This window comes from Arthrobacter sp. ISL-65 (assembly GCF_018613795.1).
GTDB lineage: Bacteria > Actinomycetota > Actinomycetes > Actinomycetales > Micrococcaceae > Arthrobacter.
On record NZ_JAGGPN010000049.1, the window covers coordinates 94,659 to 111,217 of the forward strand.

The following is a 16,559-nucleotide window of genomic DNA, read 5'->3' on the forward strand; positions in this document are numbered from 1 at the left end:
CTCTGGGGGCGGACGCGGCGGATCCCGCACTGTGGAGTGAGAGGCGGATCACATCGGATCACGCCGAAGCCAACCGGAAAGAAGGACGATGATGTCTTGCCCACTGACAGCAACACCCCCGCTCTCCACGCTCGTCGCCACCGTTGAAAGCAGGGACGTCAGCACCGGCGGAAGCGCAGGTGAAAGCAGCACCGCACTGCCTCCGTACTCGCACGAACTGGACTGGCCCAAGGACATGGCGCCCTTCAAGGTGGTGGACGACGGGACCCAGGGGGATCCTTACCGCCACTACCAGTGGATGCGCGAGAACGCCCCGGTGCTCCGTGCCCATTCACCCGTATCGGATGTCTGGTTCATCTCCCGGTACGACGACGTCCGCCGGGCCATGCGGGCACCGAAAGTCTTCTCCTCGCAGGTTGTGGACCCGGTCCCGCTGACCTTCCTGACGCTGTTCGACGCACCCAACCACACGAGGCTCCGCCAAGTTGTAGCGCAGGCCTTCACGCCTAAGGCCATCGCCCGCTTCGAGGACCGGGTGCGGGAGAACGCCGAAAAGTACCTGGCACCGATGCTCGCCGCCGGCGGCGGGGACGCCGTGGACGAGTACGCCATCCCGCTCAGCATGTCCACCATCAGCGCCCTGCTCGACGTTCCGGCCGAGGACTTCGAGAAAATGAAGTTCTGGTCAGACGAAACCTTCAGCTACTTCGGCCGGCTGGCCCGCAACGCCCAGGGCACTGGTACCGACGAGCAGAGCACCCTCGAGTTCTTCGCTTACCTGAAAGGCACCATGGAGCGCCTGTACCGCGAGGAGAGCGACTCCGCCGGCGGACACATCGCCCGGATGTGGAAGGAAGGCCTGCTCAGCGAGAAGGAAGCCAAGGAACTCTGCGCCTTTGTCTTCGTCGCCGGCCATGACACCACCACCATCCTGCTGGCCAACGCGTTCCGGATTTTCAGCGAACAGCCGGCCCTGCTGGAGCGGATCCGGCGGAATCCGGACGACGCGAACCTCTTCGTCGAGGAACTGGCCCGCTACCGCGGCACCGTCCAGCGGGCCAGCCGGATCACCACGGAGGAGGTGGAGGTTGCCGGTGTGACGATTCCCGCCGGCGCCATTGTCCGCCTGCTGCCCGCCGCAGCGAACCGGGACAGCAGCAAGTATCCCGACGGCGAGCGCTTCGACATCGACCGCAACACCGACGGCCACCTGGGCTTCGGGCACGGGGTCCACAGCTGCCTCGGTGCGCCCCTTGCCAGGCTTGAGGTCCTGGTGACGGTGAAGCTCCTCGCGGAGAAGCTCACCTCGCTCACGCTGGATCCGGACAAGCCCATCGAGTACGTGCGCGGCAACAACCTGACCAACTCGGGCCCGGAACACCTGCACGTGATGCTGGAGGAGACTAATGCGTAGCGGGACAGGCGCCGCACCTGTAATGACCCGGAACCCGGTGGTCATCGCCGGCGCTGGACACTCCGGCGTCGCTGTCGCCGCGGGGCTCCGCTCCCGGGGCTGGGAAGGCGGCGTCTTGCTGATCGACGCGGAGAACGAACTGCCCTATGAACGGCCGCCGCTCTCCAAGGAACTCCTGAAGGACGGCGCCTCCGATGAGTCAGCCGTGCTCCGCAAGGAGAAGTTCTATGCGGACAAGGGCATCGACCGGCTCGCCGGGGTAACCGCGGAGTCCATCGACAGGGACAGCCGGACAGTGCTGCTGTCCGACGGGACGCGGCAGGCATACCACCGGCTCGTCATCGCCACAGGTTCGCGGGCGCGGCCCCTCACCGTGCCAGGTGCCGGTCTGCCGGGAGTCAGATCCCTGCGGACCCGGGGCGACGCCCTCGAACTCAAGCGGCTGCTGGTCCGGGGAGCGCGCGTGGCCATCATCGGCGCCGGGTACATCGGACTGGAAGTGGCCGCAGCGGCGGCCGCGAAGGGCTGTGAAGTCACAGTGCTCGAATTCCAGGACCGCGTGATGAGCCGGGTAACGTCAGGCCCCGTCTCGCGCCACTTCGAGCAGCTCCACGGGCGGCACGGGGTGCGGTTTGTCTTCGGCGCCGCGGTCACGTCGATCGACGGCGGACAACGGGCCGAAAGCGTAACCGTCGCCGACGGCACCGTCTTTCCTGCCGACGTCGTACTCGCCGGGATCGGCGTCCTGCCCAACGAGGAGCTGGCCGCGGACGCCGGCCTCGAGTGCCGGGACGGCATCCTCGTGGACGGGGACGGCAGGACTTCCGATCCCGCCATCTATGCCAGCGGGGACGTCACGCGGTTCACCAGTCCCATCGACTGCGCCAGCCAGCGGCTCGAGTGCATCCAGAACGCGCAGGCACAGGCAGACCGGGTTGCCGCGCACATCACCGGCCAAGCGGCCGCTGAACCGGAAATCCCCTGGTTCTGGACCGTCCAGCACGGTGTCCGGCTGCAGACCGCGGGCGTCCGCCATCCGGAGGACCAAGCGATCGTCCGGGGCGAACCCTCCGACGGCAAATTCTCAGTGGTCTACCTCCGTAAGGGCCGACTCGCCGCCGTCGACACCATCGCGCACCTGGCCGACTTCCGCACGGCCAAGCGGCTGATCGCGCAGGGAGCCCGGATCGACCCGGCCCTGGCCGCGGACCCCGGCATCCCCCTCTCCGAAGCCACTTCCGGCACCCCCAACCACTCCGACGCTGACCTTGCAGCAGCCCGATCCTAAGGAAACCGACATGAGCAACACCAGCATGAGCAACACGGCCATGAGCAGCAACACACTGACCGTCGTCGACCGCGAAGGCGCCACCCATGACCTCGAATGGGAGCCGGACCAGAGCATGATGGAGGCCCTGCGGGACAACGACCTGCCCGTGCTGGCATCGTGCGGCGGCACCGCCTCCTGTGCCACCTGCCATGTGTTCTTGGAGCAGGACGTCTTCTCTACCTTGGAAGAGCGCAGCGAGGACGAACTCGAGCTGCTCGTGGAGGCCGAGGGCTACCGGGAATGCGGCTCGAGGCTCTCCTGCCAAGTGGGCTTCAGCCGGGACCTCAACGGGGTCACCGTGACGCTGGCCCCTGAGGACTAGACGCCCGACGGCCGATACGACGGTTCCCCGCCCACACGACGTTGCGCAACGTCTAGTGGGCGGGGAACCGTCGAAACGGCCGCTTCTCCCGCAGCAGGGCGCTACCTTCCGGGCGGGTCCGTCACTGTCACCCGCACCGCGCAGGCGTCCGCTGCGGCCTTCTTCAGGACAGCCGCACGGGGATCGGGAACATCAAGGTAGGCCAGGCGCGGCAGGCCTGCCCAGGGCTTAAGGGCAGGGTGCGCCAGGACTTCGTCGGCCAGGCCGCGGTCGCCGCCCGGGAGGATGTACTCGAAGGCCTGGCCGCCAAACACAAGCCGTGCCTGCTCCGCCACCGCCTCCACCACGGCATCCGCCTGGTTGGCGCGGCGGCGGGCGAACCTCTGCTGCGACTGGCCGCCGGCGGCGGTGCGGGACTGCACATACTTGGAACCGGTCTTGGCGGCGAGGATGGTCCCCTCGCTGGCCACGGCCACGCCGTATCCTCCGCGGCGGACCAGGACCAGGCCGAGCGTGCGCGGCTGGGAAGCCAGGGAAGCCAGACGTTCCACGAGGCCGGATCCCCGCCCCGGCCGGCCGTCGTCCGGCCACGGTGCCACCAGCAGTGCGGTGGCACCGTCTGCGGCAGCCAGCCGTATGCCGTCGTCGTGGTCCTCATACTCCAGGTCACCGTGGCTGGCGGCGAACCGTTCAACCCATCCGGCCAGCCGCGGACCGGGGACGAGCGCGGTCCTGGTGGACACCGGACGTCCCTGCGTCGGACGGCTGCCTGGCATCGCCATTCCCTGCTTTCGTGGCCGGATTTTTCCTGCTGATTCTAGAAGTAGCCTATCTATGTGGATGATCTCTTTGGTTCGGCGGCACAGGACAGCGACGACGGCGACAACGACGCCGACGGCGACGCTGCCGAATCGGCCCAGTCCCGATCGGCCCAGGCCCGGACCAGCCAGTCCCGTTCCACGCAGCCGCGCAGCCCGCTGGCGGTCAGGATGCGTCCCCGCACGGTGGACGAGGTGGTGGGCCAGCAGCATCTGCTGGGCCAGGGTTCGCCGCTGCGGCAGCTGGCAGCCGGTGCCGATGCCGCCGGTCCGGCTGGCCCCAGCTCGCTGATCCTGTGGGGGCCGCCGGGGACCGGGAAGACCACGCTGGCCCACGTGATCGCGCGGGGACCCGGGCGCAAGTTCGTGGAACTGTCCGCCATCACCGCCGGGGTCAAGGATGTCCGCCGCGTCATGGACGACGCCCTGACCGCCCGTGACCTGTACAAGACCACCACCGTCCTGTTCCTCGACGAGATCCACCGCTTCAACAAGGCGCAGCAGGACGCGCTGCTGCCCGGCGTCGAAAAGGGCTGGGTGGTCCTGGTGGCGGCAACGACGGAGAATCCTTCGTTTTCGGTGGTGTCGCCGCTGCTGTCCCGCTCCCTGCTACTGACGCTCAAGCCGCTCACCGACGCGGACATCGAGGGCCTGTTGGTGCGGGCCGTCGAGGATTCCCGCGGGCTGAACGGCAACGTCCGGCTCAGCGACGAGGCCCTGGAACATCTCGTCCGGCTTTCCGGCGGGGACGCCCGCCGGGCGCTGACCGCGCTGGAAGCCGCGGCCGGCGTCGCGTTCGGTGACGCGGACGACGTCGAAAGTTCCGGTGCGCGGGGAGGTGACGCTGAGCAGCCGGTCACCGTGGAGCTGCAGCACACCGAGCGTGCCCTGGACGCCGCAGCCGTCCGTTATGACCGCGCCGGGGACCAGCACTACGACGTGGCCAGCGCGTTCATCAAGTCCATCCGCGGGTCCGACGTGGATGCGGCACTGCACTATCTCGCACGGATGCTGGAGGCGGGGGAGGACCCGCGCTTTGTCGCCCGGCGGATCGTGATCTCGGCTGCGGAGGACGTGGGAATGGCGGATCCGACCGCGCTGCAGACCGCGGTGGCCGCGGCGCAGGCCGTCCAGCTCATCGGAATGCCCGAAGGCCGGATTGTCCTCGCCGAGGCGGTGGTCCACCTGGCCACGGCGCCAAAGTCCAACGCGGCCTACATGGGCATCAACAAGGCGATCGCGGACGTGCGGGCGGGACTGGGCAACGGGATCCCGGCGCACCTGCGCGACGCGCACTATCCCGGGTCCAAGCAGCTCGGCCACGGGGTGGGCTACAAGTACGCCCATGATGCGCCGCATTCGGTGGCCGCCCAGCAGTATCCGCCGGACGACCTCGTGGGCCGCGACTACTACGAGCCCACGGCCAACGGTGCGGAGCGGGACATCGCCGTCCGGCTTGAGCGGCTGCGGAAGATCATCCGGGGCCAGTGAGGTTCTGGTAAGCTTGATCGTTGTCTGGCAAGGCGCGGACGCACAATCCACCAAATTTCTTATTTGATGAGGTTATGCCTGTGCCCAGTAGCAAAAGGCAGCGGTTGGCCGATGCTCTCCATCTGGGAGGCCAGTAACACTGACACACCGCAGATATTGGAAGGACACAAGTGGCTAACAACACTCGTGCTCGCCGTACCGCACGCCTCTCGCGTGCACTCGGCATCGCTCTGACCCCCAAGGCCGCCAAGTACATGGAGCGCCGTCCGTACGGCCCCGGCGAGCATGGCCGTGCCCGCAAGAAGCAGGACTCCGACTACGCCGTACGTCTGCGCGAAAAGCAGCGTCTGCGCGCCCAGTACGGCATCCGCGAAGCCCAGATGACCCGTGCCTTCGAAGAAGCACGCCGCACCAAGGGCCTGACCGGTGAAAACCTGATCGAACTGCTCGAAATGCGTCTCGACGCCCTCGTGCTGCGTGCAGGCTTCGCCCGCACCATCGCCCAGGCCCGCCAGCTGGTTGTGCACCGCCACATCCTGGTTGACGGCATCCGCGTTGACCGCCCGTCGTTCCGCGTCGGCGAAGGCCAGCTCGTCCACGTGCACAGCCGCAGCGAGACCATGGTCCCGCTCCAGGTTGCAGCAGCCGGCGCGCACCGCGACGTCCTGCCCCAGGTTCCGGCCTACCTGGACGTCAAGCTTGACGCCCTGCAGGCACGCCTGGTCCGCCGCCCGAAGCGCTCCGAGGTCCCCGTGACCTGCGAAGAGCAGCTCGTCGTCGAATTCTACGCACGCTAAATTCCGGCAGCGTATACAAAGAAGCCCGTGGCAAGCGCCGCGGGCTTCTTTGTATGTAAGGTACTCGGGGGACATTTGCGGCTGCAGCAGTTTGGCCGCCGCGCCCCGGTACGGTTCCACGGAGTTTCAAGGAGATGAACGTCTATGTCTGGTGGCGATATTGCCGGCCTGATCGCGGCCGGGGTATTTGCGCTCCTGGTCCTGTTGCTTGCTGTGCCCATCCTCAAGCTGGGGCGGGTGTTCGACGAAGTGCGGACATCCATCCGCTCCATCAGCGACGGCGCCACCCCGCTCATGGACGAGGTCACCGCGACAGTCTCCACCACTAACCAGCAGCTGAAGAAAGTGGACGGCATTGCCTCCAACGTTTCGGATGCCTCGGCCAACATCTCCGCGCTGTCCTCCCTCGTGGCCGCGACAGTTGGTTCGCCGCTGATCAAGGTGGCCGCGTTCAGCTACGGCGTCCGTTCCGCATTCGCCGCCCGCAAGAAGCCCGCCACCGGCCGCCGCAGCCGCTAAGCCCACCCGGAGAACTGAAATGAAACGACTTGTCTGGATGGGAATCGGCGTGGCCATCGGGGTCATCGCGTTCCGCAAGGTCACCGAGGCGCAGTCCGCGCTCGGTCCCGAAGGCCTGAACCGGGCCGTGGGCCGCCTCGCCGACGGCGTCTACGACTTCGCCGACGCCGTCCGCGCCGGCATGCGCGAACGGGAAACGGACCTTCGCGCCGCGCTGGGTGTTGAATCCCAGGACCTCGCCCGCCGCTAAACGCGCGAGAATTAAAACCTGCAGTGCCGTCCAACACCGGAACTGCGTTTGAATCAAACTGTCACGCGCCAGCATGCGTGAACCAAGAAGGGTAAGTAATCAGCTCATGAAGTCGCAGGAGATCACAAAGCGCTGGGTGGATTTTTTCGTCAGCAAAGGCCACACGGCGGTTCCCTCCGCATCGCTGGTCTCCAGCGACCCCTCCCTGCTGTTCACGGTTGCCGGCATGGTTCCGTTCATCCCGTACCTGACCGCGCGCGAGGAACCGCCCTACTCCCGGGCCACCAGCGTCCAGAAGTGCATCCGCACCGGTGACATTGAGGAAGTGGGCAAGACCGCCCGCCACGGCACCTTCTTCCAGATGTGCGGCAACTTCTCCTTCGGGGACTACTTCAAGGAAGACGCCATCAAGTTCGCGTGGGAGCTGCTCACCACCAGCGTCGCCGACGGCGGGTACGGACTTCCGCCGGAGCTTCTGTGGGTGACCGTCTACGAAGAGGACGACGAAGCCGAGGAACTCTGGCTCAAGAACACCGGAGTGCCCGCAGAGCGCATCCAGCGCATGGGCAAGTCGGACAACTACTGGTCCACCGGCCAGCCCGGCCCGGCCGGCCCCTGCTCGGAGATCTACTACGACCGCGGCCCGGCCTACGGCGTTGAGGGCGGACCCATCGCCGACGAGAACCGCTACGTGGAGATCTGGAACCTCGTGTTCATGCAGTACCAGATAGACAACGTCCGCTCGAAGGTCGAGTTCGACATCATGGGCGAACTGCCCAAGAAGAACATCGACACGGGCCTGGGCATGGAACGCCTCGCCATGATCCTGCAGGACGTCGAGAACATGTACGAGACCGACCAGGTGCGCCCGGTCATCGACATGGCCGCCAAGCTCTCGGGCAGGGAATACACCTCCGCCGAGACGGAGGATGACCCGCACCACACCGATGACGTCCGCATGCGCGTTGTTGCCGACCACATCCGTTCGGCCCTGATGCTCATCGCCGACGGCGTCACGCCCTCCAACGAAGGCCGCGGCTACGTGCTGCGACGCCTCATCCGCCGTGCGGTCCGCTCCATGCGCCTGCTGGGCGTGGAACAGGCCTGCCTGCCGGACCTGCTGCCCGCCTCGCGCGACGCCATGAAGGGCGTGTACCCCATCGTGGACACGGACTTCGACCGCATAAGCCGGATCGCCTACGCCGAAGAGAAGGCGTTCCTGCGCACCATCGCTTCCGGCACCGCCCGGCTTGAGGATGCCGTCAACGAATCCAAGGCTGCCGGGCGTCCCCTTTCCGGCGCCGACGCATTCGCGCTGCACGACACCTACGGCTTCCCCATCGACCTGACGCTCGAAATGGCCGAGGAAGCCGGCCTGAAGGTGGACGAACCCGAGTTCCGCAAGCTCATGCTCGAGCAGCGCCAGCGCGCCCAGGCCGACGCCAAAGGCAAGAAGGGCGGCCACGCCGACCTCTCCGCCTTCCAGGAACTCCTGGCAGAAGGCGAAACCGTCTTCACCGGCTACACCGACCTCGAGGGCGAGTCCCGGGTCCGCGGCATCCTCAGCCGCGGCAGCAAGGTGTCCCAGGCAGCCACCGGCGACGAAATCGAACTCGTGCTCGCCGAGACCCCGTTCTACGCCGAGGCCGGCGGCCAGGCAGCCGACACCGGGCTGATCACCGGCGACGGATTCGTCGTCGAGGTCCTGGACGTCCAGCGTCCGATCAAGGGCCTGAGCGTGCACAAGGCCATCGTCCGCGAAGGCGAGATCGCCTCGGACGCACTGGTCCGTGCCGCGGTGGACCGCGAACGGCGCCACGCTGCAGAGCAGGCGCACACCGGAACGCACATCGTTCACGCGGCGCTGCACCAGATCCTCGGCCCGCAGGCCACCCAGCGCGGTTCGTTCAACAAGGCCGGGTACCTCCGGTTCGACTTCGCCTGGGGTGAAGGGCTCAGCGCCGCCACCAAGTCCGAGGTCGAGGAAGTCTCCAACCTCGCCATCCGGAACAACTTCCACGTGGACACCAAGGTCATGGGCCTCGCCGAGGCCAAGGCTCTCGGCGCCATGGCGCTGTTTGGCGAGAACTACGGCAGCGAGGTCCGGGTTGTGGAGATCGACGGCGCGTGGTCCCGCGAGCTGTGCGGCGGCACCCACGTGTCCAACACGTCCCTGATCGGCAGCCTGTCCCTGCTCGGGGAGCAGTCCGTCGGATCCGGAAACCGCCGCGTCGAGGCGTTCGTGGGCATGGACGCCTTCCGGCACCTGGCCGCCGAACGTGCCCTCGTGACCGAACTCACCGAGATGCTCAAGGTGCCGTCCGGGCAGCTGGCAGACCGGATCTCCGCGACCCTCACCAAGCTGAAGGCCACGGAAAAGGAACTCGAGCGGCTCCGGAAGGAACAGCTCGCGGCCGCTGCCGCCCAGCTCGCCGGAACCGCCGTGGACGCCGCCGGCGTCCGGGTCATCGCGCACGATGCCGGCCAGGTCAGCGGTGCCGACGACATCCGTGGTCTGGCCCTGGACCTACGCAACCGGCTCGGCTCGGAAGCCTCCACGGTTGCCGTGGCCGGCGTCAGCAATGACCGCCCGGTCATCCTGGTGGCCACCAATGAAGCCGCCCGTGAAGCCGGAGTCAAGGCCGGCGCGCTGGTCCGGCTCGCCGCCGGGATCCTCGGTGGCGGCGGTGGCGGCAAGGACGACGTGGCCCAGGGTGGCGGCACCGACGCCTCCAAGGTCGGCGCCGCACTGTCCGCCGTCGTCGATGCCGTCACCAGGCGCTAACAAACCGTGACTTCTTCCGCTGAGCCGCACGTCCACCCCCGGGGCATCAAACTGGGGGTGGACGTGGGGACCGTCCGCGTCGGCGTCGCCATCTGCGACCGGGACGAGATCCTGGCCACACCGCTGAAGACTCTGGACCGGAATCCCAAGAAGAATTCGGATGTCCGGGTCATTGCCGCCCTGGCCTCGGACCGGGGAGCCGTGCAGATATTTGTGGGCCTGCCACGGACCATGAAAGGCGAGGAACACGCCTCAGCCCGCATGGCCACGGAGTACGCACAGCTGCTGGCTGACGAGCTGGAGCGAGCCGGTTCGGACGTTCCGGTACACCTGGTTGACGAACGGCTCAGCACCGTCACGGCCCACCGCAACCTTCACGAAGCTGGCATGAGCAGCAAAAATCACCGTAAAGTGGTGGATCAGGTTGCGGCTGCGGGAATCTTGCAGCACGCCATCGACATGCAAAAAGCCAGGGGAACGGATGTGGGGAGCCGTGTGCGCGCGCTTCCCCGTGCGGGGCTGCCCGGACACGCCGCCGCAGGTATTGCTGAACGGCCTGACCCGGAAAAGGAAACACAATCTTCAGAGGATGGAAAGCTACAGTGAGCCCGGTCAATAGCGACGACTCCTCCGGCGACCCCTTCGCGGACGCCGGACGGCCCCTGACACGCAAGGAGATCCGCGCCCGCGAGAAGTCCGTCACTGCCGAGTCCGGCGATGCCGTGCCCGAGCAGGCCTACGAGTCCGGTGAAGAGGTGCACGTTGGAGTGGGCGCCGCACAGCGGACCGAGGCTTCGGCTTCGGACTCTGCTTCCGGTTCGGATGGTGCCCGGACTGCGGCAATAGCGATACCTCCGGCGGCCGTTCCCGCCGCATCCCCTGTCCCGGAAGCCCACATTCCTGACGCCCAGGTTCCCGCTGCCCAGGCTGTTCCCGCCACCGAGGTTCCCGACACTCCGCCGGTTCCGCCGACCATCCACGACCCCGCCGAACATGGGGAAGCAGCCGCGCACACGGGCACTGCCACACACGAGGAAGCGGCATCCGGGGCTCACGGCGTCCAGGCCGAAGACGCGCCGCACTTTGCGGAATTTGCGGGTGGCCACCATGGGCCTCAGGGAGGCGTCCTCCACCATGAGGATGGCCACCACTATGACATCCACCACGACGCATTAGGCCACGACACCTACGAGGACCATGAGCACTACGAGCAACAGGCCGTGGGGCATCAGCTCCTGGCCGGTGCCGAAGACGTAGCCACGGTGGCCCGGCCATCCAAGAAAGTCCGGCGCCGGCGCCGCCTCGTGGCGCTGCTGCTGACGCTCGCGCTGTTCGTCACTGCCACCGTCGTAGGGGCGCAGTTCCTGAAACCGCTGCTGGGGAACGACAAGCCTGCCGACTTCCCGGGCCCCGGCGCCGGCCAGGTCAAGGTATCGGTCGATCCGGGCGAAGGTCCGGTGTCCGTTGCGGCCAAGCTGGAAGACGCGAAGGTGGTGGCCAACGCCGAAACCTTCATGGTAGCCCTGACCGCCTCCGGCGGCACTCTGTCGCCGGGGGAGTACGACTTCAAACAGGAAATGAAGAACTCCGACGCCGTCTCCGTACTTCTCAACGAGGGACAGGCGAAGGTCATGTACTTCGCCCTCAGCGCAGGCCTGCGGATCGATGAATCCCTGCAGGCGATCTCGGAGGGATCCGGTCTTTCGCTGGCGCAGCTAAAGGCGCTCAGCGACTCGCCCAAGCAGTTCGGACTGACGGCCAAGGCGAAGAACCTGGAAGGGTTCCTGGCGCCGGGGGAGTACCGTTTCCCGCTGGGAACCACCTCCAGGGAGATCCTCACCAAGCTGGTGAAGACCACCCAGGATGAACTGAAGGCACAGGGCGTCACGGACCCCGCCAAGCAGTATGACGCCGTGACCGTTGCCAGCATCGTGCAGGCAGAGGGCGGCCAGGCCGAGTACAAGGACGTGGCGGGGGCCATCTACAACCGGCTGAAGCCCACCAACACGGAAACCAATGGCCTGATCCAGTCGGACGCCACAGTCACGTACGGCCTGGGCAAGAAGACCTTCCACATCGACGAGGCCGAGAAGGCCGACAAGTCCAACCCGTACAACACGTACGCCATCCAGGGCCTGCCCGCCGGGCCCATCGGATCGCCGGGCAAGAATGCGATCGACGCGGCGGCCAAGCCGAACGACAACGATTACCTGTACTGGGTGACCATCAACCTCGACACCAAGGAGACGAAGTTCTCCAAGACGCTGGCCGAGCACAACGGCTACGTCGAGCAGTACAACGCCTGGTGCGAGGCCAACCCGGGCCGTTGCGTATGAGCCTGCGGGCAGCCGTCCTGGGGCACCCCATCGGCCATTCGAAGTCACCGGCGCTTCACCTTGCCGCCTACGCGCGGCTCGGTGCGGACATCGGCTACAGCGCCATCGATGTGACTGAAGAGTCGCTGCCGGCGTTCATGGACTCTGTCCGTGCCGAAGCCGGCTGGCGGGGACTGTCCGTCACCATGCCGCTGAAGAAGGCCATGGTCTCTGAGGTGGACGAGGTCCGCGGCGTGGCCCGGGTCCTGGGCGTCATCAACACCGTGGTGTTCGAAGGTGTCGGGGAGGCCACCCGGCGCATCGGCTATAACACCGACGTCGCGGGGATCGTCAACGCCCTCCGCAACGCCGGGGCCAGTGACGCGCCCGCGGGCGTCATTCTTGGCGGCGGCGGAACCGCAGCCGCGGCAGTGGCGGCCCTGCAGGAGCTTGGAGCCGTGTCTGTGGACCTGTACGTCCGGAACACCGCCCGGGCTGAAGAAGCCAAGGCCGCAGCCGCCGGGCTCGGCAAGGACATCACCGTCCATGCCCTCGAAGGTGCGGTCGAAGCGATGGCCGGTGCCGGCGTCGTAATCTCCACGCTGCCGCCGCGGGCGGCCGACGGGATGGCGGCAGAGCTCGAAGCGCTGGGACAGCGCACTGACGGCGTCCTGCTGGATGTCGCCTACGATCCCTGGCCCAGCCGGATTGCCGCCGCCTGGCACGCCGGCGGCGGAACAGTGGTTCCCGGCCTTGAGATGCTGCTCTACCAGGCGGTGGAGCAGGTCCGGCATTTCACCGGCCTGGCAGAGGCCGGCAGTGCCGACGTCATAGATGTGATGTGCGACGCAGTCGGGGCACCCCGGCGGGTGTCCTGACCGCCAGACATGGCAGGATGGTTTATATGTTGCGTTGGTTGACCGCCGGTGAATCCCATGGCCCGGCACTGGTCGGAATTATTGAAGGCGTCCCCGCAGGTGTTGAACTCACCAGCGGGCAGATCGCCGATGCCCTTGCCCGCCGGCGGCTCGGCTACGGCCGCGGGGCACGGATGAAGTTTGAGCAGGACGTCGTCACGATCCTCGGCGGTGTCCGCCACGGCATCACCCAAGGCGGCCCCGTCGCCATCCAGGTGGGCAACACCGAATGGCCCAAGTGGGAACAGATCATGTCAGCCGACCCCGTGGATCCTGAGGAACTCGCGGGACAGGCCCGCAACGCCCCGCTGACCCGGCCGCGCCCGGGACACGCCGACTTTACCGGCATGCAGAAGTACGGCTTCGACGAGGCCCGTCCCGTGCTTGAGCGCGCCAGCGCCCGGGAAACCGCTACGCGTGTTGCCATGGGCACCGTTGCCGCCCAGTTCCTGAAGCACCTGGGCATTGAGCTTGTCAGCCACACTGTCTCCATCGCCAGCGTGACCGTTCCCGAGGGCCGGCCGCTGCCGGTGCCGGACAACGTGATCGCGCTCGATGCCGATCCGCTGCGCTGCTTCGACCGGGAAACGTCCGACGCCATGGTTGCGGAGGTGGACGCCGCCCACAAGGAAGGCGAAACCCTCGGGGGCGTGGTGGAGGTTCTTGCCTACGGCCTGCCCCCGGGACTCGGCAGCTACGTCCACTGGGACCGCCGCCTCGATTCCCGCCTGGCCGCCGCCCTCATGGGCATTCAGGCCATCAAGGGCGTTGAGGTGGGCGACGGTTTCCTCACCGCCGCACGCCGCGGGTCCGCCGCCCACGACGAGATCGTCAAGGAAGCTGACGGCAGGATCATCCGCACCAGCAACCGCGCCGGCGGCATCGAAGGCGGCATGAGCATCGGCGACGTCCTGCGCGTCCGGGCCGCCATGAAGCCCATCGCCACCGTGCCGCGCGCCCTGAAGACCATCGACATCAGCACCGGTGAGGCGGCCAAGGCTCACCACCAGCGCTCGGACGTCTGTGCGGTTCCGGCGGCCGGTGTGGTGGCGGAGGCCATGGTTGCGCTGGTCCTGGCTGAGGCCGTGACCGAAAAGTTCGGCGGCGACTCCGTGGCCGAGACAGCCCGCAACATCAGGGGCTACCTCGAGAGCATTCCGGCGTCGCTGGATACGATCGGACTCTAGTGCCCCGGAGCAAGACACCCTGCGAGGCGGGGGACCGGCCTATTGTGCTCATCGGGCCCATGGCGGTGGGCAAATCGGCGATCGGGCAGCAGTTGGCGCAACAGCTGGACGCCCCGTTCGTGGACACCGACGCGGTCATTGTGGAGGGCCACGGTTCCATTGCGGATATCTTCGCCAGCCGCGGTGAGCGTGCCTTCCGGGAGATCGAGGCCCGGACGGTGGCACGCATCATCGAAGCCGCTGCAGGTACCGCCACGGTGGTTTCCCTGGGCGGCGGCTCGGTCCTGGACTCCGGCACGCAGCAGCTGCTGGATCGGTGCACGGTGGTCTACCTGGAGTGCGATGCCGATACCGTCGCCGCTCGGATCGCCAAGAATTCCGGGCGGCCGCTGCTGGCCGGTGACGGCATCCGGCGCTGGAAGGCGCTGTTCGCCACGCGAAAGCCGGTCTATGAACGCCTCGCGGACATCGTGCTGGATGTCCGGCAGGGAACCGTGCCTCAGCTGGGCCTGAAGCTGGAAGCTGCTTTGTGCGACTTCACAGCCGCCAAGTCAGCCGGGGCCACCACCCGCGGGATCAACCAGACCGCGACGACGGCAGCCAAGAAATGCGCTGCCGCGAAACAGGAAGTTGAAAAGTGAGCGAATCAACCGTCATCAAGGTCACCGGGCAGTCGGCCGGGGACAATTACGACGTCGTAATTGGCCGCGGCTTGCTCGGCACCCTCCCGGGGCTGCTGGGCGAGCGCGTACGGCGCGTCCTGGTCATCCATCCGCGGGCCCTCCGGCTCACCGGCGACACCGTCCGGGATGAGCTCGCAGCTGCCGGCTTCACCGCCGTCACCGCCGAAATCCCGGACGCCGAAGAGGGCAAGCACATCCAGGTGGCCGCGTTCTGCTGGCAGGTGCTGGGACAGAACGACTTCACCCGCTCCGATGCTGTGGTCTCCGTCGGCGGCGGCGCTGTCACCGACCTCGCCGGTTTCGTGGCCGCCACCTGGCTGCGCGGCGTCAAGGTCATCCACATGCCCACCAGCCTCCTCGGCATGGTCGATGCCGCCGTGGGCGGCAAGACCGGGATCAACACAGCCGAAGGCAAGAACCTCGTGGGTTCCTTCCACCCGCCCGCAGCCGTCCTCACGGACCTGGACACGCTAAAGACTCTGCCGCGGAACGAGATCATCTCCGGCATGGCCGAGGTCATCAAGTGCGGCTTCATTGCCGATCCCGCGATTCTGGACCTTGTGGAGAAGGATCCGGACGCCGTGACTGATCCCGGCTCCGACGCCCTGCGTGAACTCATTGAACGCGCCATCGCCGTCAAGGCCCGCGTCGTCTCGGAAGACCTCAAGGAGTCCGGACTCCGGGAAATCCTGAACTACGGCCACACCCTGGGCCACGCCATCGAACTCGTGGAACGCTACTCGTGGCGGCACGGCGCTGCCGTCTCGGTCGGCATGATGTTCGCGGCCGAGCTGTCCCGGAGCGTGGGCCGGCTGAGCGATGCTGACGCTGACCGGCACCGCAGCATCCTCGAATCCCTTGGGCTGCCCGTCACGTACCGGCGCGACCGCTGGCAGGGGCTTCTCGACGGCATGCGCCGCGACAAGAAGTCCCGCGGCGACCTGCTCCGCTTCGTGGTCCTGGACGGAATTGCCAAGCCGGGGATCCTGGACGTGCCCGATACGTCCCTGCTCTTCGCCGCGTACCAGGAGATTGCCTCCTGATGCGCGACGACCAGGCCGGAACGATCGAGTGGCCCGACGGCGGGTTCCCGGGGATCCGGGTCAATCCGGAATCGCTGCTTCCTGAAATCATCAGCGAAGAGGCGTGCGCCGCCGCGCTTGCGGCAACCACAGACCCCGCCGACCAGGTCCTGGTGCTGCTCGTGGAGGGGCACGCCGCGGACGCCGCCGAAGTGCTGGCAGAGGCCCGTTACAAGGACCCCGAGTCGTTCCGGCTCCGGGCCTACGAGGCGGATGTCCTGCGCGTGGCCCACCGCTACGACCGCGCCATTGAACTCTTCCGGCAGCTGCTCGGCGAGGCGCACGGAACGGCCAACGAGGCCCTGGCTCACCAGTGCCTTGGCCGGACCCACTTCGCCGCAGGGAACATCGGCGCCGCGGTGGAATCCTTCGCCCGGGCGCTGGACCTGCGCGTTGCCCAGTCCGCCGATGCGGCCCTCATCTATTCCTCAACGGTGGCGCTGCAGCGGGCGCGGGACGTCTTCGAACTGGCCTCCTGACCGCCGCCGGACCGGTCCTCCGGCCACGCCGTCAGGCGGCCCCGGAAACCGTGCCCGCCTTTTCCGCTAGAATAGTTTCTGGATTTTTGATAACTACACGCTGGCGCGCCGTTCGGCATGCCTGCTTGATATAAACAGCTGGCAGCCAGGACCAGTCAGACACAACCAGA

The 16,559-nt window shown here is 67.2% G+C and carries 16 protein-coding genes; 15 read left to right on the forward strand and 1 reads right to left on the reverse strand.

What is annotated here, in order from left to right; all coding sequences use genetic code 11:
• The first annotated feature begins 91 nt into the window (after positions 1 to 91).
• The 3 genes from J7I85_RS20600 to J7I85_RS20610 are packed head-to-tail and all read left to right on the forward strand — an operon-like array spanning position 92 to position 3,066.
• The gene (locus J7I85_RS20600) at positions 92 to 1,414 is read left to right on the forward strand and encodes a cytochrome P450 (protein ID WP_214856690.1); all 1,323 of its coding nucleotides are present in this window, start codon (positions 92 to 94) and stop codon (positions 1,412 to 1,414) included.
• Entirely contained in the window at positions 1,407 to 2,702 is a 1,296-nt protein-coding gene (locus J7I85_RS20605; protein WP_214856699.1) for an NAD(P)/FAD-dependent oxidoreductase, read from the forward strand. Before J7I85_RS20600 ends, J7I85_RS20605 begins: the two co-directional genes overlap by 8 nt.
• Positions 2,703 to 2,712: 10 nt before the next feature.
• Positions 2,713 to 3,066 (forward strand): 2Fe-2S iron-sulfur cluster-binding protein, encoded by a 354-nt coding sequence (locus J7I85_RS20610; protein WP_251024619.1) that lies wholly within the window; start codon positions 2,713 to 2,715, stop codon positions 3,064 to 3,066.
• Between the two features lie 101 nt (positions 3,067 to 3,167).
• Here J7I85_RS20610 and J7I85_RS20615 read toward each other — a convergent pair whose 3' ends face one another.
• Positions 3,168 to 3,842: an acVLRF1 family peptidyl-tRNA hydrolase gene (locus J7I85_RS20615; RefSeq protein WP_214856700.1), complete on the reverse strand. Its 675-nt coding sequence runs from the start codon at positions 3,840 to 3,842 to the stop codon at positions 3,168 to 3,170.
• Positions 3,843 to 3,902: 60 nt separating this feature from the next.
• Here J7I85_RS20615 and J7I85_RS20620 point away from each other — a divergent pair, with 60 nt between their 5' ends.
• The 12 genes from J7I85_RS20620 to J7I85_RS20675 all read left to right on the forward strand — a co-directional run bounded on the left by J7I85_RS20620 (position 3,903) and on the right by J7I85_RS20675 (position 16,389).
• Positions 3,903 to 5,375: a replication-associated recombination protein A gene (locus J7I85_RS20620; RefSeq protein ID WP_214856707.1), complete on the forward strand. Its 1,473-nt coding sequence runs from the start codon at positions 3,903 to 3,905 to the stop codon at positions 5,373 to 5,375.
• Between the two features lie 170 nt (positions 5,376 to 5,545).
• Entirely contained in the window at positions 5,546 to 6,172 is a 627-nt protein-coding gene (gene rpsD / locus J7I85_RS20625) for a 30S ribosomal protein S4 (protein WP_111905420.1), read from the forward strand.
• A gap of 144 nt (positions 6,173 to 6,316) precedes the next feature.
• The gene (locus J7I85_RS20630; protein ID WP_111905421.1) at positions 6,317 to 6,691 is read left to right on the forward strand and encodes a DUF948 domain-containing protein; all 375 of its coding nucleotides are present in this window, start codon (positions 6,317 to 6,319) and stop codon (positions 6,689 to 6,691) included.
• A 19-nt stretch (positions 6,692 to 6,710) separates the two neighbouring features.
• The gene (locus J7I85_RS20635; RefSeq protein WP_214856708.1) at positions 6,711 to 6,941 is read left to right on the forward strand and encodes a DUF6167 family protein; all 231 of its coding nucleotides are present in this window, start codon (positions 6,711 to 6,713) and stop codon (positions 6,939 to 6,941) included.
• 106 nt (positions 6,942 to 7,047) lie between these two features.
• Complete coding sequence (gene alaS / locus J7I85_RS20640; protein WP_214856714.1) at positions 7,048 to 9,726, forward strand: alanine--tRNA ligase; 2,679 nt, start codon at positions 7,048 to 7,050, stop codon at positions 9,724 to 9,726.
• Positions 9,727 to 9,732: 6 nt separating this feature from the next.
• Entirely contained in the window at positions 9,733 to 10,332 is a 600-nt protein-coding gene (gene ruvX, locus J7I85_RS20645) for a Holliday junction resolvase RuvX (RefSeq protein WP_214856721.1), read from the forward strand.
• Entirely contained in the window at positions 10,329 to 12,062 is a 1,734-nt protein-coding gene (gene mltG / locus J7I85_RS20650; protein ID WP_214856728.1) for an endolytic transglycosylase MltG, read from the forward strand. The genes ruvX and mltG overlap by 4 nt, the downstream gene beginning before the upstream one ends.
• On the forward strand, positions 12,059 to 12,919 hold the full coding sequence (locus J7I85_RS20655; protein ID WP_214856740.1) for a shikimate dehydrogenase: 861 nt from the start codon (positions 12,059 to 12,061) through the stop codon (positions 12,917 to 12,919). Before mltG ends, J7I85_RS20655 begins: the two co-directional genes overlap by 4 nt.
• 26 nt (positions 12,920 to 12,945) lie before the next feature.
• The gene (gene aroC / locus J7I85_RS20660) at positions 12,946 to 14,145 is read left to right on the forward strand and encodes a chorismate synthase (RefSeq protein WP_214856747.1); all 1,200 of its coding nucleotides are present in this window, start codon (positions 12,946 to 12,948) and stop codon (positions 14,143 to 14,145) included.
• Positions 14,145 to 14,786, forward strand: a complete 642-nt coding sequence (locus tag J7I85_RS20665; protein WP_374102508.1) for a shikimate kinase — start codon at positions 14,145 to 14,147, stop codon at positions 14,784 to 14,786. Before aroC ends, J7I85_RS20665 begins: the two co-directional genes overlap by 1 nt.
• Positions 14,783 to 15,871: a 3-dehydroquinate synthase gene (gene aroB / locus J7I85_RS20670; RefSeq protein ID WP_214856749.1), complete on the forward strand. Its 1,089-nt coding sequence runs from the start codon at positions 14,783 to 14,785 to the stop codon at positions 15,869 to 15,871. Before J7I85_RS20665 ends, aroB begins: the two co-directional genes overlap by 4 nt.
• Positions 15,871 to 16,389, forward strand: coding sequence for a tetratricopeptide repeat protein (locus J7I85_RS20675; protein ID WP_214856751.1), 519 nt, complete (start codon positions 15,871 to 15,873; stop codon positions 16,387 to 16,389). Before aroB ends, J7I85_RS20675 begins: the two co-directional genes overlap by 1 nt.
• Positions 16,390 to 16,559 lie beyond the last annotated feature (170 nt).